We start from the raw sequence: 16,420 nt of genomic DNA, 5'->3' as shown, positions 1-16,420 counted from the left end.
GGCTCCTGTTAGTCCTGTGCCCGGGAAAGCTCGTCGGCCAGCAGGGCAGCCTGCTCGCTGAGCTGCGGGGTGCGGCTGTCATAGACATAGTTGAAGAGGTCCATGGGCTCGGGCACTACGTCCGTGTTCAACCCCTCGCGGATGCGGGCTGCAACCGTCTCCGCGGCGGCCTTCATGGCGTCCTCGGCCTCGTCGTCGAGCATGCCCAGCGACGTGAGGTAGGTCCGCAGCCGGGTCAGCGGGTCACGGGGAACCCACTTGGCGACGTCGTCGTCGGAGCGGTAGCGGGTGGCGTCGTCGGCGTTGGTGTGGGCCTGCATCCGATAGGTGTGTGCCTCCACCAGGGCAGGGCCGCCGCCTTCGCGGGCCCGCTCCACTGCGGCGCCCAGCACGGCCAGCAGGGCCGCGGCGTCGTTGCCGTCCACCCGCTCGCCGGGCATGCCGTAGCCGATTGCCTTGTGGGCCAGGGACGGGGCAACGCTCTGGTTCTTCAGCGGAACCGAGATGGCGTATTCGTTGTTCTGGACGAAGAACACCACCGGTACATGGAACACGGCTGCGAAGTTCAGTGCCTCGTGGAAGTCGCCTTCGCTGGTGGCGCCGTCGCCGCACATGGCCAGCACCACGGTGTTCTCGCCGCGCAGCTTGGCCGCGTGGGCCACGCCGACGGCGTGCAGCAGCTGGGTGGCGAGCGGAGTCGCCTGCGGTGCCACGTTGTGCTCGTACGGATCGTATCCGGCATGCCAGTCGCCCTTGAGCAGGGTCAGAACCTGCAGCGGGTCCACGCCGCGGTGGACGACGGCAACGGTGTCGCGGTAGGTCGGGAACAGCCAGTCGCCTTCGGCGAGCACCGCGGCAGCGGCCACCTGGCACGCTTCCTGCCCGTGGGAGGAGGGGTAGACCGCAAGGCGGCCCTGGCGAACCAGGGCATTGGCCTGGTCATTGATGCGCCGGCCGGAGACCAGGCCTTCGAAGGCTGCCTTCAGCGCATCGCCGTCGGGCAGGGGGTACTTGTCGCTGTGCCGGTGGGTGCCGTCAGCGTCGATCAGCTGGACGGGCTCGGCGGAGGGCAGCATGGTGGCGGTGCGGTCCTCGTTGTCCTCCGGCCGCGTGCCCTCTGCGGACCCGGCGCGTGTGTTGCCGGTGGGAATTGTCATGGGAATCTCCGTCTGCCGCGGCGGATGCCGGAGGGTTACCGGGCGTCCCGGAGCCTCCAGCGTGGGTGGAATTTCTGTAAGCCCAGTATGCGGAACTGAACGATTCGCATCTACCGCGGGCGGAAATCCTAGATTTTCTGTATCCCAGTGCGTATTGTGATGGACAAGTTGCAAAAGTGAGCTGGATTACTTTGAAGGACGTAGACACTATGGCCCAGGCGCAGGCGGCATTGGATGAGATCGATAAACGGATCCTCGCGGAGCTCACGAAGGACGGCAGGGCTTCGGTCAGCGCCGTGGCGGAAGCGGTCCACATCTCCCGGGCACACGCCTATTCGCGCATCTCCAAGCTGACCGGCTCCGGGGTCCTGACCCGGTTCACGGCGCTGGTGGATCCGGTCAAGGCCGGGCTCCGGTCCAGCGCATACGTCACCATGAAGGTCCGCCAGCAGTCCTGGCGCGAGCTCAAGGAATTCCTGCGCAAGATTCCCGAGGTGCACCACGTGGCCCTCGTCGGCGGAACCTTCGACGTGATCCTGCTGGTCCGGGCCGAGGACAACCTGCACCTCCGGCAGGTCATCTTCGACCAGCTGCAATCCGCGCCCGGAGTCCTGGACACGCAGACGTTCCTGGTCTTCGAGGATCTCGACGTCCGCTGATCCACCCCCCCCTCCCCGTTCTCCCCCTCATCGAGATGACAGAAACTGCCCGTTTGAAGCTTCAAACGGGCAGTTTCTGCCATCTCGATTTAGGCGGAGGGGACGCTAGTTCTCGTCATGCCCCTGGTCCATGCTCATCTGGTCTTCGGCGGGAGGGGTCTCCCCCGGCGGAACTCCGCCGCCGGGCTCGAGGCCGGTGATGTTGCCTTCGGCGGGATCAGGGTTCACCCGGCGGCCCTTCTCACCGCTGCCAGCATGGTTCCCGGTGCCCTCCTGAGTATCCGGACCCTTCTGGGCGGCAGCGTGGTCAGCTTCCTTGGGCTTGTCCGGATTGGCTGGATCATTGTTCGGATCATAGCTTTGCGTCATCGTGGCCTTTCGGTGATGTCCCGCAAGGGAGGAAACATTTAGTCAGCATGCTGACATTTCCAACCTAGCGGGACTACCGGCGGAGGAGCAATCCCTAGCTAAAGAGCCCCTCCCCCACGAATCCGCCCTCCGCAGCGCCCGGCGGCACGGCGAACACCGCCGAACCGATCGGCGTCGTCCACTCGTTGAGCAGGTCCAGCTTGTCCAACCGCTGCTGGATCGGCACGAACTGGCGGGTCACATCCGCCTGGAAGGCCACGAAGATCAACCCGGCATTGGAGACGCCGCCGCCCGGCTCCGGAGCGGCGTCGTAGTTGTACCCGCGGCGGAAGATCCGCTGGCGCGGATCGTCCGGACGCGCACGGCGCATGTGGGCATAGTCCGGGATGACCTTGAAGCCGAGCCCGGTCACCGCGTCGAAATCCGGTTCGTCACGCTCGGACTCGCCGGTGAGCGGTGCGCCGTTGTCCAGCTTCCGTCCCACCGACTCCTCCCTGCCGCGGCGGTCAAGCTCGTCCCAGGTGTCCAGGTTCATGGCGATCCGCCGGATCACCATGGAGGTGCCGCCTTCAAGCCACCCCGGGATCTCGGAGTCACCCCAGACCACCCGGTCGAATTCGGGGGTGCCGGGCAGCGCGTTGGCGCTGCCATCCACCTGGCCGAAATGGTTCCGCATGGTGGTCCCGGCCATTTCGGTGCCGTAGGCGCGCCGGAAGCCCGGCTGCACCCAGCGCACGACGGCGAACGCGCGGCTGTCCTTGAGCAGCATGCGCTGGGCGTGAGCCAGCGTCATCGGATCATCGGCGCACAGCTGGAGCACCAGGTCGCCGCCGCTCCAGCGGTCCTCCAGCCTATCGACGCCGAAGGCCGGCAGCGGAGCCAGCCAGGCCGGGGCCTTTTCCGGCGCAGCTGCGGCCAGCAGCCCTGGCCCGAATCCGAACGTCACCGTCAGCCGCGCCGGGTTCCGGGCCAGCTCCGGTTCGGTGTCTGCCAGCGCTGGTTCGCCCTGGGTCAGCGCGGCGGCGTCATCACTCAACATCCGCAGCCAGGACCGGATGCGGTCCCGGCCGATGCCCCCGCGGAGGTCCAGGGCAACGAAAGCTGCGTAGGCTCCGGGCGGCGTGGCTATGCCGGCCTGGTGCCGTCCATAGAACGGAACTGTCTGGCGGCCGTTGCTTCCGGCCTCATCCAGCCCCGCGCGTTCCAGCTCCGTGCTTCCCTGCCCGATCCCCCGGCTGCCGGCCAGATGGCCGCCGGCAGCCGCAACCGCGCCCAGGCCCGCCGCGGCACCGCCGAAGAGCAGGCGGCGCCGGCCCACGCCCCGTGGTGTGGTTTCAGCGCTCATTAGTGGTCCGCAGTCCCATGGGTTTCAGTCCCGTGGGTTTCAGTCCCGTGGGTCTCAGTGCCGTGTGATCCGGCCCCGTGGCTTTCGGCGTCGTGGCCTTCGCCGGACCCGTAGCTTTCGTTTCCGCCGGCGAAGTCCTTGGCTACGGCGTCGACGTCCAGGGTGGAGCCGTCAGCCAGCTCGAGGGTGATCGTCACCGTGTCTCCGGCGAGCAGTCCGTCCGTCAGGCCCATCAGCATCAGGTGGCTCGCTCCGGGTTCCAGGAGGTAGTCGCTTCCGGCGGGGACCACGAATCCGCCTTCGATTTCGCGCATGACCATCGCGCCGTCGTCGTCCATTGCCACTTCATGCAGCTCCACGGTGGAGGCCGCGGGCGAACTGGCGGCGACGATGGTGAGGTCCTCGTCGCCGGAGTTTTCGAGCGTGCCGAAAGCGCCGGTCATTCCGTCCGCTTCTGCGGCCTTCGCCCAGGCCCCGGTCATGGACAGCGCTGCGGCATCATCCGGGGCAGGGGCCGTCTCGGCTGCGGGGTTGGAGGAGCCGCAGCCGGTGAGGACCGCGGCGGACACGGCAAGGACGGCTGCGGCAAGGGTGAATTTCTTCATGTTTTCGGTACTCCAAAGGTGTGGTCCGCGTTTTTGGGCGCGGGAAAGGGAAGGGTGCGGCCGTGCCGGAGCACGGCCGCAGAAGGTGCCGCTGGGCGGCGGTGTTGGTGAGGTGCCTGCGTGCCGGTTAGGCGTCCGTGCCGCGGCGCTTCCTGGCCTGCGCGACGATGACATAAACCAGCAAAGCAACGAGGGCGACGCCGACAGCCGTCAGCACCCAGCCCATGGGGCCAAACGAGGTGCTGTCGGAAGAGGTGGCGGCCTCGGGCGAGGCAGTTTCCGCGGCGGCGGGGTCGCTGGCCGCCGGAGCAGCAGCAGACTCGGTGGCAGCCGGGGACGGGTTCTCGCCGGCGGAGCCGTTCACGGTGAAGCTGAAGGTGCCGGTGATCGGGTGTCCGTCGCTGGATACCGCACGCCAGTTGACCTTGTAGTCGCCGGCCTCAAGGGCGGGAACGGACTGGACCAGGGTTTCGCGTGTCAGGACCGGCTCGGACTCGGCGAGGTTGGTACCAGCGGAGTCTTCGACGATGACCTGGTTGCCCAGGTCCATGAGTTCTGAACTGAAGACCAGTTCAATCTCGGAGGGAGCGGCGTCCAGGACGGCACCGTCCGCCGGGTTGGAGGACACAAGTTCATCGTGCGCGTGTGCCGGTGCTGCAAGGAAGAGAACCGCTGCGAATGCGGCGAGGAGAGCTGCGGCAAGGAGCGAGGCGCGCGTGCGGGCCTGGCGGTAAAAAGAGGTAGGCATAACTGCTTTCCGTTCCGGGAAGGAACTGGGATTCGTGTGTGTGCGCGGAGTGCGCCTAGCTGGACACGAATGCAGCAGGTGGGCCCCGGTGCCGGAGCGTGAGGAGGGGAATGCCGAGGTTCCGCAGCCCAAGGGGACGCACTGCCAGGACGGAAGCGATAGGGCGGGGAAGGTGCGCTGGACGGAAGAACGGCAGCAGTGCACCGGGCCGGACACCGAGCGCTTCGATGAGGCGGACCAGTGTCCGTTCGCCATGGGCAATGATCCACACCGTGGCCACCGCGGCCAGGGCGTGGCTGGCCCACATCAGGAGGCCGTGGGAGGGGGCCGGCGCTGCGGCCATTGCCGCGGCAGTTCCGGTCCCTGCCAGTGAGTGGCCTGTGTGGTGGGCGTGGGCGGAACCTGCGCCCACGGCGGCCGGAGCCGAACCGAAGCTGAAGATGAGGTGGAAGAGTCCCTGGCTGAACGCCACGGCGGTGCCGAGCCGGAGCAGCGAGAGCCCACGTCCGGCGAGCAGGCAGCTGACCATGCCGGAGACTGCGAGGCAGAACAGGACGAGGGCGGGTTCGGGAGCTGCTCCGCCGCCAAGCACGTGCGACGCAGCAGCGACGGCCGTGGCCGCGAATGCTCCGGCCCAGCCGCGCACCAAGCGTGCGGCACGCGCTGTCATCGGTCCTCCTCAGGCACCGTGTACCGGGCGGGATCGCAACCGGCCCTGTAATTCTCGCGAAGTTTCGACGCCGTGTCGAATATCCACTCCCCGTCACCGTCGAGATGGCAGAAACTGCACGTTACAGGGCTGTATCGTGCAGTTTCTGCTATCTCGATGACGGGAGGGCTAGCCCTTGAACACCGGCTTGCGCTTCTCCTTGAACGCGGCGAAACCTTCGGCATAGTCCTCGGTGCCGCACAGCACGCCCTGCGCCTTGTTCTCGTCTTCAACCGATTCCCATAGGCCCAGGCGGGCATCGCGGATCTGCGCCACGAGTTCCTTAGACGCGCGGAACGCTCCGGTGGCGCCGGAGGCAACGCGGGCAACCGTGGCCCGGGTGCTTTCGAGCAGCTCATCGGCCGGGAAGACCCGGCTGAACAGGCCAGCGGCCACGGCTTCGGCGCCGCTCATCAGGTCTGCCGTGTAGATCAGGTCCAGGGTACGGTGGGCGCCCAGCCGCTCGGTGAAGAGCCAGTGCCCGCCCGAATCCAGGGTTGCCCCCAGGTTCGCGAACGGGGAACCGATCTTCGCATTGTCCGCCACATAGACCACGTCCGTGGCCATTAGCAGGCCAAGCCCGACGCCGAGGCAGGCGCCCTGGGCGGCCGCGAAGGTGGGTGCCGGGAAGGCTGCCATCTTCTTCAGCAGCGGGGTGACGAGGTCACCCAGGTAGGCATAGGCGTCGTCTTCGGCCGGTACGACGCCGGAGATATCGCGTCCGGCGCAGAAGGCCCGTCCTTCCCCGCGCAGCAGGAGGGCGCGCACGCCGGCGGCAGCGGCGTCGTCGTAGGCCCTGGACAGGTCCGCAAGTGCCTGCTCATCCAGGGAGTTGAGCTTGTGCGGGGCCGTCAGCACAATCTCGGCAACGCCGTCGGAGATGCTGAGTTGGACCATGGATTCGGTCTGGTTCTGCTCGCTCATCGGTGGCTTCGCTCCTAGGCGTCGTAGTCGACGGTGACTTCGGGGCTGGTGGGGCGGCTCTGGCAGGTCAGGATGTAACCCTTTTCGATTTCATCCGGTTCCAGTGCGTAGTTTTCTTCCATTTCCACGGTTCCGGAAACAACCTTGGCGCGGCAGGTGCCGCAGACGCCGCCGGCGCAGGCGAACGGAACATCCGGCCGGACGCGGAGCGCGGCGTTCAGGATCGATTCGCGGGCGTGGGTAGGGCTGGCCACCTTGCCCTGCAGCCCGTCCAGCCGGAAGCTGATCTCGAAGTTGTCCGCTGACGGGTCCACCTGGACCGGGCGGCCAATCTGGCCTTCGGGCTTTCCGGGCTGGCCCGTGGTGAAGAGTTCAAAACGGACCTTCTCCGACTCGACGCCGCGCTCGGCCAGGGTGTCCCGGCACAGCTGCACGAGTTCGAACGGGCCGCAGAGGAACCACTCGTCCACATCGCGCGTGGGGAGCACGGACTCGATAAGCGCGGAGAGCTTCTCCGCGTCGATGCGGCCGGAGAGCAGCGGAGAAATGCGCTGTTCACGGGAGAGCACGTGGTGCACGGCAAAGCGGGCCGGGTACTTGTCCTTAAGGTCCGCCAGTTCCTCCAGGAACATCACGTCCATGGCAGCCTTGTTGGCGTAAACCAGGTCAAAGCGGACGTTCTCCGAGGCTGCGAGGACGGTGCGGGCAATCGAAATTACCGGGGTGATGCCGGAGCCGGCGGCGACGGCGACGAACACGTTCTCATCGGTGACGTCAATGTCTTCGGGGTGGTTCAGCGCCGTCATCGGGTGCTTGGAAATGAAACCGCCGGTGGGGCTCATGACGTCCAGGACGTCTCCGGCCTTGAGGTTTTCATTGGCCCAGGTGGAGAACTTGCCGCCGAGATCCCGCTTGATGGCAACCCGGATCTCTCCTGGCCGGGGCTCGGCGCAGATGGAGTAGCTGCGGCGGATCTCCGCCCCGTCCAGGGTGGTGCGCAGGGCGACGTACTGGCCCGGCAGGTAATCGAAGGAACCGGCCAGCTCTTCGGGAACCGCGAAGGTGACTTCGATGGCGTCTTCGGTGAGCCGGCGGACAGCACTGACCGTCAGCGGGTGGAAGGCGGTGCGGCGCGAGGCGGGAGCTGCGCCTGCCTCGGTGGTGGAGGTTGTCATGGTTTAGAGCACCTTGAAGTAGTCGAAGGGTTCCTGGCAGTCGCGGCAGACGTACAGCGCCTTGCAGGAAGTAGAGCCGAAGCGTGTCATTTCACGCGTGTTGAGTGAGGAGCACTGGGGGCACTTGACGCTCAGGCCCAGCCGCACGGGCCCGGCAGCGGCCCGGCCGGTGGGCGGGGCAATGCCGTACTCGTTGAGCTTGGTCTTGCCGGATTCGCTCATCCAGTCCGTGGTCCAGGCCGGTGCCAGGACCAGGTCCACCTGGACCTGGCCGTAGCCGGCGGCACGGAGCGCGGCGGTCACGTCGTCGCGGATGGCGTCCATGGCGGGGCAGCCGGAGTAGGTGGGGGTGATGGCCACCCGCACCGCATTGTCCGCCTGCACCTCCACGGAACGCAGCACACCCAGATCCTCGATGGTCAGGACCGGAATTTCCGGGTCACAGACTGTCGCCGCGACATCCCACGCTGCCGCTGATGCGGGGTCCGCGGGGCGCAGCTGCGTACTGGCTGCGGCGTCGACGGCGGGGGCTGCCTCAGTCTCGTTCATGGCAGTTACCAGGTTGCGCCGGGGTGCTGGCGGGCCAGCACCTGGAGCTCAGCCAGGATGTAGCCGAGGTACTCGCTGTGTTCGCCGCGGCGTCCGCCGCCCGGTGCGGGCTGCACTTCGGGGACTTCAAGCTCGGCTTCAGCCAGTACGGCGCCTACCTTCTCATCGAAGGCTGCACGGAGCGTGGAGGGTGCGACGGCGATGCCGTCGAGGGAGCGGACCAGGTCATCATCCTCGAACAGTTCGCCCACGTACGGCCAGGTGAGTTCCAGCGCGCGGATCATGCGGGTGCGTGATTCCTCGGTTCCCTGGCCCAGGCGCAGCACCCACTGGGCACTGTGGTCCCGGTGGTAGTCGACTTCCTTGACGGCCTTGGCTGCGATGGCGGCCAGGGTCTCGTCCTTGGAGGAGAGCATGGCTGTGTAGAGCTCGTACTGGAAGAAGGAAACCACCAGCTGGCGGGCTATCGTCTTGGCGAAGTCGCCGTTTTCCTGCTCCACGATGTGCGCGGAACGGTATTCCTCTTCGCCGCGCCAGTAGGCGAGGTCGTCCTCGGTCTTGTCCCAGGCGGTGCCGGCATAGGTGAGGAAGGACCGGGCGTGGCCAAGCAGGTCCAGGGCGATATTGGAGAGGGCAATGTCCTCTTCGAGTTCCGGAGCCCGGGCAACCCACCAGCCAAGGCGCTGGGCCAGGATCAGTGCGTCATCGCCGAGGCGCAGGGCGTACTCGGCAACGGCTTCCGGGGCCTTGGCGTCGGAGGCTGCGATGTCCTCCGGGCGGAGGGCGTTGCCCGGGGTAATGCGGGTGGCGCTGTCCGTGTTCACAGGTGCTTCACCCCTTCTGACTTGCGGTAGTACGTGGCGTGCCGGTAGTCCTTGCCCTGCGGGGACTCGAAAAACTGCCCCTTGGCATCGGGGTCGGAAGAGATGATGGCCTCCGCCGGAACCACCCACAGGGAAATGCCTTCGTTGCGCCGGGTGTAGAGGTCACGTGCGTTGCGCAGCGCCATGTCGGCGTCGGGCGCGTGCAGCGAACCGGCGTGGACGTGGGAGAGGCCGCGTGAGGAGCGGACAAAGACTTCCCAGAGCGGCCAGGCCGCGTTGACGCCCGTGTCAGGCTCCACCGAACCGGACGTTGCCGCCGTCTTGGTGCCGTCGTCGCCCGTTGTCGAACCGGAAACCATGCTTATGCCACCTCAGTCTTTCGTGCCTGCTTTGCCGCGTAGGCTGCTGCTGCTTCGCGCACCCAGGCGCCGTTCTCGTGTGCTTCGCGGCGGCGGGCCAGCCGCTGCGAGTTGCACGGGCCGCGTCCTGCGAGGACTTCCTTGAACTCGTTCCAGTCCAGCGGTCCGTGCTCCCATTTGCCGGTTTCTTCGTTGAACCGGATCTGGTCATCGGGCAGGGTCAGGCCAAGGACCTTCACCTGCTCGTAGATCATGCCGACGAAGCGCTGGCGCAGTTCGTCATTGGAGAAGCGCTTGATGTTCCACGCCATGGACTGGCGGGAGTTGGGGGAATCGTCATCCGGCGGGCCGAACATCATCAGGGCCGGCGCGTACCAGCGGTTGATGGCGTCCTGGGCCATCTGCTTCTGGGCCTCGGTGCCGTTGGCGAGCTCAAGCAGGATTTCGAATCCCTGGCGCTGGTGGAAGGACTCTTCCTTGCAGATGCGGACCATGGCACGGCCGTAGGGGCCGTAGGAGGCGCGGCACAGCGGAACCTGGTTGCAGATCGCTGCGCCGTCGACGAGCCAGCCGATTGCGCCCATGTCCGCCCAGCTGCGGGTGGGGTAGTTGAAGATGCTGGAGTAGCGCGCCTTGCCGGCGATCAGGTCCTCGGTCATCTTCTCCCGCGGCGTTCCGAGCGTCTCCGCGGCGGAGTAGAGGTAGAGGCCGTGGCCTGCCTCGTCCTGGACCTTGGCCAGGAGGATGGCCTTGCGCTTCAGTGAGGGTGCGCGGGTGATCCAGTTGGCTTCGGGCTGCATGCCGATGATCTCGGAGTGCGCGTGCTGGGAGACCTGGCGGACCAGGGTTTTCCGGTAGCCTTCGGGCATCCAGTCACGCGGTTCGATCCGCGAATCGTCGGCGATGACCGCATCGAATGCTGCCTGTCCGGCTGCGTCATCATCCTGCTGGGCCGGGACTGCGTACAACTCTGTCTGCGTAGCCATAGATGTCACCTCACTGTTTTCCACGGGGCCGCGGACAGCTCCGCGGAAGTCGTTCGGCCAATAATTACCGACCGTTCGTTCAGGATATGCGTGTGAGCGATCGCACGTCAAGGCGGATTGCGATTCCTGCGGCCTGCGGCGGTGTGGCAGGCAGGCGCCGTGGACGCGGGGTGTCCGGGCAGGGGCTACCTTTGAACTAACAGCCCCGGCAAGGAGGAAGCAGAGCATGGCAGCAAGCGGAGCGCCTGAAGGCACCCGGGTGCGTCCGGCCGCCGACGCGGCTTCCGCCCCGGGCCTGGCCGCGCACCTGCTGGTGCCCATCCTGCTGGGCCTGCTGGGGTTCTGCGCCGTTGCCGCTGCCGTGGCCTCCACCGGAGGCACCCTCGGCATCACGGTCAGCGGACTGGGCGTGGTCCTGACGCTCCTGGCCGCCGCGGCCGCCACGCCCCGGTACCTGCCCGTGGCCCTCGCGGGAAGGCCCGGGCGCCCGCTGGCCGTCCTGGCCGGCGTCGCACTGGCGCATGTCCTTCTGTACTGGACCACAGGCAGCACCGTCATCCTGGCCCTGCCGGCCTTTCCGGTCGCTGCCGCCGGCGGCGGCCTCCTGCTCGCAACCTCCCTGTGGTCCCAGTTCCGCCGCGGGCCCGCCGGCCAGGACCCGGTCTACACGAGGGGCGTCCAGAGCCGCAGGCCCTTCGCCCACACCCTGGCCCTGGTGGTAGCCAACTGGGTGTTCTTCGCCGCGGCAGGCATGTTCAGCGCCTGGATCCTGCTGGGCCGCTAGGCACGCTGCTGCGGAGCATAAGCCGCCAGCATAAAGGGGGCGCGGCCCGTCGCGGGCTGACAGACGGATCGATATATTCGGGACATGACTACACCTGTTCCCCCGGCCGCGAAAAAAGTCCCCGTCGAACGCACGCACCACGGTGAGACGTTCACCGATGACTACGAATGGATGCGGGAAAAGGACAACCCGGAGGTGGTTGAGCACCTGAACGCGGAGAACGCCTACACCGAAGCGGTTACCGCGGACCAGGAGCCGCTGCGGCAGCAGATCTTCGACGAGATCAAGGCCCGCACCGTTGAAACGGACCTGTCCGTTCCTGCCCGCAAGCGCGGCTGGTGGTACTACACCCGCACCGAAGAAGGCCAGCAGTACGCGATCCACTGCCGCACCGCGGCGCAGGACACCGGCGATCTGCACGCGGACTGGACACCACCCGTCGTCGAACCGGGCGTCGCCGTGCCCGGGGAACAGATCCTGATTGACGGCAATGCCGAAGCCGAAGGCAAGCCGTTCTTCTCCCTGGGCGGGCTGGCCGTCACCGAGGACGGCAATCTGCTGGCCTACTGCGAAGACAACGCCGGGGATGAACGCTTCACCCTGCGGATCAAGGACCTGCGCACCGGCGAACTGCTGCCCGACGTCGTCTCCAACGTTTTCTACTCCCTGGCCTTCTCCCCGGACGGCACCCGCGTCTTCTACACCGTCGTCGATGATTCCTGGCGTCCGTACCAGATCAAGGCCCACACCCTGGGTACGGACGTCAGTGAAGACGCCGTGATTTACCAGGAGGACGACGTCGCCATGTGGACTGGTTTCGATCTTTCCGCGGACCGGAAGCAGCTGCTGATCGGCATCAGCTGCTCGGAACACAGCGAATACCGGGTGATGGATTTCGACGACGCGTCGGACACCCTCCGGACCCTGATTCCACGCAGCGAGCGGATCCTCTACGAAGCCGAGCCGTTCACCCGGGATGGCGTGCGCCAGTACCTGGTAACGCACAACAAGGACGCCCTGAACTCGATGGTGTCCCTGGTGGCCGAGGGCGAGTTCGCCAAGCCGCTGAGCGAGCAGCACTGGCAGACCGTAGTGGCGCACGACGGCGCCGTGCGGGTCAACGGCGCGTCCGTCACCTCCACGCACGTCCTGGTGTCGGTGCGCAAGGACACCACCGAGCGCGTGCAAATCCTGCCGCTGGCCGGGATCGGCACCCCGGAGCAGGAATCCCCCGCCGAACCCGCCTTCGACGAGGAGCTCTACACCGCAGGCCTGACCAACGCGGAATATGATTCGCCGATCATCCGGCTGAGCTACACGTCCTACCTGACCCCGCCGCGGGTCTACGACTACGTGCTGGCCACCGGCGAGCTCCAGCTGCGCAGGGAAACCCCGGTGCGCGGCGGCTACGACCCCGCGCAGTACGTCGTGGAACGCGACTGGGCCACGGCATCCGACGGCACCCGGATTCCGCTCTCTGTCCTGCGCCGGGCCGAGGTGGTCAGGGACGGATCCAATCCCGCCCTGGTCTACGCCTACGGCAGCTACGAAGTCTCCATGGACCCGGCCTTCAACATTGCCCGGCTGTCCCTGCTGGACCGCGGCGTCGTCTTTGTGGTGGCGCATATCCGCGGCGGCGGCGAGATGGGCCGCACCTGGTATGACCAGGGCAAGAAGCTGAACAAGAAGAACACCTTCACGGACTTCGTTGCAGCCACCGACCACATGGCGGCGTCCGGCTGGGTTGATCCGGCACGGATCGCGGCCATGGGCGGCTCCGCCGGCGGGCTGCTGATGGGCGCCGTCGCGAACCTGGCGCCGGAGAAGTACCGCGCGATCGTGGCGCAGGTGCCGTTCGTGGACGCTCTGACCACCATCCTGGATCCCAACCTGCCGCTGTCCGCGCTGGAGTGGGAGGAATGGGGCAACCCGATCACCGATCCGGAGGTGTACCGCTACATGAGCGAGTACAGCCCGTATGAGAACGTGCGTGCCGTTGATTATCCGCGCATCGCCGCGGTCACCAGCTTCAACGACACCCGGGTGCTCTACGTGGAGCCGGCCAAGTGGGTGGCCAAGCTGCGTGAAACCACCACCGGCTCCGAGCCCGTGGTGCTGAAGATCGAAATGGACGGCGGGCACGGCGGCGCCTCCGGCCGTTACGAGGCCTGGAAGGACCGCGCCTGGGACTACGCCTTTGTGCTGTCCGCGCTGGATGCCCGGGATCTGCTTCCGGGCGTCAGCTCACCGGCTGCTGCCGCCCGGTAGGGAGCAGCAAAGAACGACGGCGTTAGCCGGGTGCCCCCGCGGGTGCCCGGCTTTTGCCGTTTCAGTCCTCTTCCGCTGCTGCTTCCGGCCGGGGACGGGGCAGCGGCCGCGGCTTCCGCACCCCTTTTTCCTGCGGCGCGCTTTCCGGCTCGGACACTTCTTGCTGCTTACCTGTCCGCTGCGGGCGGCGTCCGGGCCGGAACAGGCCAGCGACGACGAACACCAGCGTGAGCCCGATGACGCCGAGGAAGATCAGGTCCAGGTTGTCCCGCACAAACGGGACGCGGTCCCCCAGGATGTAGCCCAGCAGCGTGACAGAGAGCGCCCACACAGCGCCGCCGATGGCGTTGTAGGCAATGAAGGTGGCGTAATGCATCCGCCCCACGCCGGCCACTACCGGGGTGAAGGTACGGATCACCGGGATAAAGCGTGCCAGCACCACGGCCTTACCGCCATGCCGGGCAAAGAAGGCCTCCGCGCGGTCCACGTTCTCCTGGTGGAAGAACCTGGACTCGGGTCTGTTGAACACCACCGGACCGGCTTTGCGTCCGATGAGGTATCCCAGCTGGTCGCCGAGGAAGGCACTGAGAGCAATCAGCAGGATCAGCACCCAGATGTTGATCTGCACCGCTCCGGTGGCTACCAGCAGCCCCGCCGTGAAGAGCAGTGAATCTCCCGGGAGGAAGAAGCCGATGAGCAGCCCGGTCTCCACGAAGACGATGCCGCAGATGAGCAGCACTACCCACGGGCCTATTGCGGGATCAGCCAGGAAAACCTGGGGGTCCAGCCATTCCGGCAGGAGCGAGGACTTTGGCTGCAGCGCAGCGGGAGCAGCTGTGGCTAGGGACACCACCTCAGGGTAGACCATGAGCCTTCGCGCCGACTGGGAGAGCCCTGGTTTTACCCGCGGCGACGGTCGTCACAGATGACGGCGGACGCTCATCAACTTGACAGTGATCACGCTCACAGGATTACCTAATGAACATTCGGTAAAGAAAAGAGAGGGCTTCCATGGCTGACTCCGCTGTCACCGCCCCGGTCCGTGAAACGGGCCTGGCGCATCCGATCCTCGAACATGATGCGACGTCCGAATGGCTCGGCATCTCTGTCCAGGAGCTCGCAGACGGCTATGCCGTGATCACCATGGACCTGCGGCCGGAGATGCTCAACGGCTTCTCCATCGCCCACGGCGGCATGGTCTTCGCCTTCGCGGACACTGCCTTCGCCCTGGCCTGCAACCCTTCCGGTGCCGATTCACTCGCCGGCATGGACACGATCACCGTGGCCTCCGGCGCGGACATCAACTTCATCTCCTCCGCCCGTGCCGGCGACAAACTGCGGGCAGAAGCCAGCCGGCGGGCTGCGGCAGGCCGCAGCGGCGTCTTCGACATTGAAGTCACCGCCCAGTCCCCCGACGGCACCACCCGCGTCATCGCCGAGTTCAGGGGCCGTTCCCGGACCATTCCCAACCCGGCGCGCCGCAGCTAGGGTCCAGGCCCGCGGGATCCCGCTCTTTCGTTTTCCCTTCCCACACTGCACAATCAAGCCCCACCCCTCTCCCAAAGGTTCTACGCAATGAATACCGCCTCCGCCATCAAGGCCACCGCAGCAGATCCCAGCACCCTCGACGCCGAGGAGCTCATGAGCCGGGACCAGATCGAGGCCCTTCAGCTCACCCGCCTCAAGGAGACGGTCCGCTACGCCTATGAGCGGGTGCCGCTGTACACCAAGAAGTTCGACGACGCCGGCGTCCACCCGGACGATCTCAAGGAACTCGCGGACCTGGCCAAGTTCCCGTACACCACCAAGGAAGACCTGCGCCAAAGCTACCCCTTCGGCATGTTCGCCGTACCGATGGACCAGGTCTCCCGAATCCACGCTTCCTCCGGCACCACCGGCCGGCCCACCGTGGTTGGCTACACCAAGGGCGACCTGGACCGCTGGGGAACCCTGGTAGCCCGCTCACTGCGCGCCTCCGGCGTGAAGTCCAGCTACAAGGTCCACAACGCCTATGGGTACGGCCTCTTCACCGGCGGCCTGGGTGCCCACTTCGGCGCCGAGAAGCTCGGCTGCACGGTCATTCCGATGTCCGGCGGCCAGACCGAACGCCAGATCCAGCTGATCCAGGACTTCCAGCCGGACACCATCCTCGCCACGCCCACGTACCTGCTGACCATTGCCGACGCCATGAAGCGCGCCGGGATTGATCCGCGCTCCACCTCGCTGAAGAATGCGGTACTGGGTGCCGAGCCGTGGACCGAGGAAATGCGGCATGAACTTGAGCAGATGATGGACATCGACGCCTGCGACATCTACGGGCTCTCCGAGGTCATGGGCCCGGGCGTCGCCGGGGAATGCGTTGAGACCAAGGACGGCGCCCACATTTGGGAGGACCACTTCCGTCCGGAAATCATCGACCCGTTTGATGACACCCGGGTCCTTGGCGACGGCGAGCACGGAGAACTGGTCTTCACTTCCCTCACCAAGGAAGCGCTGCCGATCATCCGCTACCGCACCCATGACCTGACCCGCCTGCTGCCGGGTACCGCACGGCCGGGCATGCGCCGCATGGGCCGCATCACGGGCCGCAACGATGACATGATCATCCTGCGGGGCGTGAACCTCTTCCCGAGCCAGATCGAGGAAATCGCACTGCGGATTCCCGCCCTGAGCCCGCACTTCCAGCTCGAAATTACCCGTCCGGACCGCATGGACGAACTGGCTGTAAAGATCGAGCGCCGCGCCGAGTCCTCCGCGGACGAATGCACCAAGGCGGCGGCCGAGCTGAAGAACCAGATCAAGATCCACATCGGTTCCTCCTGCGCCATCCACGTTGTGGAGCCCGGCTCGCTGGCACGCTCCAGCGGCAAGCTGCGCCGCATCTATGACCTGCGCAAGCAGGAGAACAAGCCGGCCTAGCGGCCGATGTGATCACTCGGTTGGCCGGGCCTGTCCCGGC

At 66.5% G+C, this 16,420-nt stretch carries 18 protein-coding genes; 5 read left to right on the top strand and 13 right to left on the bottom strand.

The window, feature by feature from the left end; all coding sequences use genetic code 11:
• Nucleotides 1-8: 8 nt before the first annotated feature.
• Nucleotides 9-1,157 (bottom strand): pyruvate dehydrogenase (acetyl-transferring) E1 component subunit alpha, encoded by a 1,149-nt coding sequence (gene pdhA / locus ACSLGO_RS01300; protein WP_091602174.1) that lies wholly within the window; start codon nucleotides 1,155-1,157, stop codon nucleotides 9-11.
• Between the two features lie 209 nt (nucleotides 1,158-1,366).
• Between pdhA and ACSLGO_RS01295 the strand changes: the two genes are divergently transcribed.
• Nucleotides 1,367-1,816 (top strand): Lrp/AsnC family transcriptional regulator, encoded by a 450-nt coding sequence (locus ACSLGO_RS01295; protein WP_152273778.1) that lies wholly within the window; start codon nucleotides 1,367-1,369, stop codon nucleotides 1,814-1,816.
• A 105-nt stretch (nucleotides 1,817-1,921) separates the two neighbouring features.
• On the opposite strand, the gene ACSLGO_RS01290 is transcribed toward ACSLGO_RS01295, so the two are convergent.
• From ACSLGO_RS01290 to paaA, 11 genes are all read right to left on the bottom strand, one after another.
• A complete protein-coding gene (locus ACSLGO_RS01290; protein ID WP_091602168.1) occupies nucleotides 1,922-2,185 on the bottom strand; it encodes a DUF6480 family protein in 264 nt (87 codons plus the stop codon).
• 94 nt (nucleotides 2,186-2,279) lie between these two features.
• The gene (locus tag ACSLGO_RS01285; RefSeq protein ID WP_436399742.1) at nucleotides 2,280-3,530 is read right to left on the bottom strand and encodes a Dyp-type peroxidase; all 1,251 of its coding nucleotides are present in this window, start codon (nucleotides 3,528-3,530) and stop codon (nucleotides 2,280-2,282) included.
• Nucleotides 3,530-4,135 (bottom strand): copper chaperone PCu(A)C, encoded by a 606-nt coding sequence (locus ACSLGO_RS01280; RefSeq protein WP_436399741.1) that lies wholly within the window; start codon nucleotides 4,133-4,135, stop codon nucleotides 3,530-3,532. The genes ACSLGO_RS01285 and ACSLGO_RS01280 overlap by 1 nt, the downstream gene beginning before the upstream one ends.
• A 127-nt stretch (nucleotides 4,136-4,262) precedes the next feature.
• Nucleotides 4,263-4,883: a copper resistance CopC family protein gene (locus ACSLGO_RS01275; RefSeq protein WP_436399740.1), complete on the bottom strand. Its 621-nt coding sequence runs from the start codon at nucleotides 4,881-4,883 to the stop codon at nucleotides 4,263-4,265.
• Nucleotides 4,884-4,938: 55 nt separating this feature from the next.
• Nucleotides 4,939-5,553 (bottom strand): hypothetical protein, encoded by a 615-nt coding sequence (locus ACSLGO_RS01270; protein ID WP_263127585.1) that lies wholly within the window; start codon nucleotides 5,551-5,553, stop codon nucleotides 4,939-4,941.
• 168 nt (nucleotides 5,554-5,721) lie between these two features.
• Entirely contained in the window at nucleotides 5,722-6,489 is a 768-nt protein-coding gene (locus ACSLGO_RS01265) for an enoyl-CoA hydratase/isomerase family protein (RefSeq protein WP_436399818.1), read from the bottom strand.
• Nucleotides 6,490-6,530: 41 nt separating this feature from the next.
• Nucleotides 6,531-7,691, bottom strand: a complete 1,161-nt coding sequence (paaE, locus tag ACSLGO_RS01260; protein ID WP_091602153.1) for a 1,2-phenylacetyl-CoA epoxidase subunit PaaE — start codon at nucleotides 7,689-7,691, stop codon at nucleotides 6,531-6,533.
• A 3-nt stretch (nucleotides 7,692-7,694) separates the two neighbouring features.
• Nucleotides 7,695-8,240 (bottom strand): 1,2-phenylacetyl-CoA epoxidase subunit PaaD, encoded by a 546-nt coding sequence (gene paaD / locus ACSLGO_RS01255; RefSeq protein WP_152273783.1) that lies wholly within the window; start codon nucleotides 8,238-8,240, stop codon nucleotides 7,695-7,697.
• Between the two features lie 5 nt (nucleotides 8,241-8,245).
• The gene (paaC, locus tag ACSLGO_RS01250) at nucleotides 8,246-9,064 is read right to left on the bottom strand and encodes a 1,2-phenylacetyl-CoA epoxidase subunit PaaC (RefSeq protein ID WP_091602147.1); all 819 of its coding nucleotides are present in this window, start codon (nucleotides 9,062-9,064) and stop codon (nucleotides 8,246-8,248) included.
• A complete protein-coding gene (gene paaB / locus ACSLGO_RS01245; RefSeq protein ID WP_226802313.1) occupies nucleotides 9,061-9,423 on the bottom strand; it encodes a 1,2-phenylacetyl-CoA epoxidase subunit PaaB in 363 nt (120 codons plus the stop codon). The genes paaC and paaB overlap by 4 nt, the downstream gene beginning before the upstream one ends.
• Nucleotides 9,424-9,425: 2 nt before the next feature.
• Nucleotides 9,426-10,409, bottom strand: coding sequence for a 1,2-phenylacetyl-CoA epoxidase subunit PaaA (gene paaA, locus ACSLGO_RS01240; protein WP_091602144.1), 984 nt, complete (start codon nucleotides 10,407-10,409; stop codon nucleotides 9,426-9,428).
• A 226-nt stretch (nucleotides 10,410-10,635) separates the two neighbouring features.
• Here paaA and ACSLGO_RS01235 point away from each other — a divergent pair, with 226 nt between their 5' ends.
• Entirely contained in the window at nucleotides 10,636-11,193 is a 558-nt protein-coding gene (locus tag ACSLGO_RS01235) for a hypothetical protein (RefSeq protein WP_263127591.1), read from the top strand.
• Nucleotides 11,194-11,277: 84 nt separating this feature from the next.
• On the top strand, nucleotides 11,278-13,461 hold the full coding sequence (locus ACSLGO_RS01230; protein ID WP_436399739.1) for a S9 family peptidase: 2,184 nt from the start codon (nucleotides 11,278-11,280) through the stop codon (nucleotides 13,459-13,461).
• A 61-nt stretch (nucleotides 13,462-13,522) separates the two neighbouring features.
• On the opposite strand, the gene ACSLGO_RS01225 is transcribed toward ACSLGO_RS01230, so the two are convergent.
• Nucleotides 13,523-14,311, bottom strand: a complete 789-nt coding sequence (locus tag ACSLGO_RS01225) for a DedA family protein (RefSeq protein ID WP_263127593.1) — start codon at nucleotides 14,309-14,311, stop codon at nucleotides 13,523-13,525.
• Nucleotides 14,312-14,472: 161 nt separating this feature from the next.
• Here ACSLGO_RS01225 and ACSLGO_RS01220 point away from each other — a divergent pair, with 161 nt between their 5' ends.
• Both ACSLGO_RS01220 and paaK read left to right on the top strand, forming a co-directional pair.
• The gene (locus ACSLGO_RS01220; protein WP_386917084.1) at nucleotides 14,473-14,949 is read left to right on the top strand and encodes a hotdog fold thioesterase; all 477 of its coding nucleotides are present in this window, start codon (nucleotides 14,473-14,475) and stop codon (nucleotides 14,947-14,949) included.
• Nucleotides 14,950-15,036: 87 nt separating this feature from the next.
• Nucleotides 15,037-16,380, top strand: coding sequence for a phenylacetate--CoA ligase PaaK (paaK, locus tag ACSLGO_RS01215; RefSeq protein ID WP_091602129.1), 1,344 nt, complete (start codon nucleotides 15,037-15,039; stop codon nucleotides 16,378-16,380).
• Nucleotides 16,381-16,420: the final 40 nt, after the last annotated feature.

Origin of the sequence: Arthrobacter sp. IK3 (assembly GCF_051337705.1) — a bacterium.
GTDB classification, from domain to species: domain Bacteria; phylum Actinomycetota; class Actinomycetes; order Actinomycetales; family Micrococcaceae; genus Arthrobacter_B; species Arthrobacter_B koreensis.
Note: the sequence above shows the minus strand (reverse complement) of the source record. Positions and strands in the feature narration are given on the sequence as shown.

Coding starts and splice junctions, on each gene's coding strand:
- paaD (WP_152273783.1), bottom strand. CDS start 8,240: ATGAACGAGACTGAGGCAGCCCCCGCCGTCGACGCCGCAGCCAGTACG.
- paaA (WP_091602144.1), bottom strand. CDS start 10,409: ATGGCTACGCAGACAGAGTTGTACGCAGTCCCGGCCCAGCAGGATGAT.
- pdhA (WP_091602174.1), bottom strand. CDS start 1,157: ATGACAATTCCCACCGGCAACACACGCGCCGGGTCCGCAGAGGGCACG.
- ACSLGO_RS01290 (WP_091602168.1), bottom strand. CDS start 2,185: ATGACGCAAAGCTATGATCCGAACAATGATCCAGCCAATCCGGACAAG.
- paaB (WP_226802313.1), bottom strand. CDS start 9,423: ATGGTTTCCGGTTCGACAACGGGCGACGACGGCACCAAGACGGCGGCA.
- ACSLGO_RS01275 (WP_436399740.1), bottom strand. CDS start 4,883: ATGCCTACCTCTTTTTACCGCCAGGCCCGCACGCGCGCCTCGCTCCTT.
- ACSLGO_RS01270 (WP_263127585.1), bottom strand. CDS start 5,553: ATGACAGCGCGTGCCGCACGCTTGGTGCGCGGCTGGGCCGGAGCATTC.
- ACSLGO_RS01295 (WP_152273778.1), top strand. CDS start 1,367: ATGGCCCAGGCGCAGGCGGCATTGGATGAGATCGATAAACGGATCCTC.
- ACSLGO_RS01280 (WP_436399741.1), bottom strand. CDS start 4,135: ATGAAGAAATTCACCCTTGCCGCAGCCGTCCTTGCCGTGTCCGCCGCG.
- ACSLGO_RS01230 (WP_436399739.1), top strand. CDS start 11,278: ATGACTACACCTGTTCCCCCGGCCGCGAAAAAAGTCCCCGTCGAACGC.
- ACSLGO_RS01265 (WP_436399818.1), bottom strand. CDS start 6,489: ATGGTCCAACTCAGCATCTCCGACGGCGTTGCCGAGATTGTGCTGACG.
- paaK (WP_091602129.1), top strand. CDS start 15,037: ATGAATACCGCCTCCGCCATCAAGGCCACCGCAGCAGATCCCAGCACC.
- ACSLGO_RS01235 (WP_263127591.1), top strand. CDS start 10,636: ATGGCAGCAAGCGGAGCGCCTGAAGGCACCCGGGTGCGTCCGGCCGCC.
- paaE (WP_091602153.1), bottom strand. CDS start 7,691: ATGACAACCTCCACCACCGAGGCAGGCGCAGCTCCCGCCTCGCGCCGC.
- ACSLGO_RS01220 (WP_386917084.1), top strand. CDS start 14,473: ATGGCTGACTCCGCTGTCACCGCCCCGGTCCGTGAAACGGGCCTGGCG.
- ACSLGO_RS01285 (WP_436399742.1), bottom strand. CDS start 3,530: ATGAGCGCTGAAACCACACCACGGGGCGTGGGCCGGCGCCGCCTGCTC.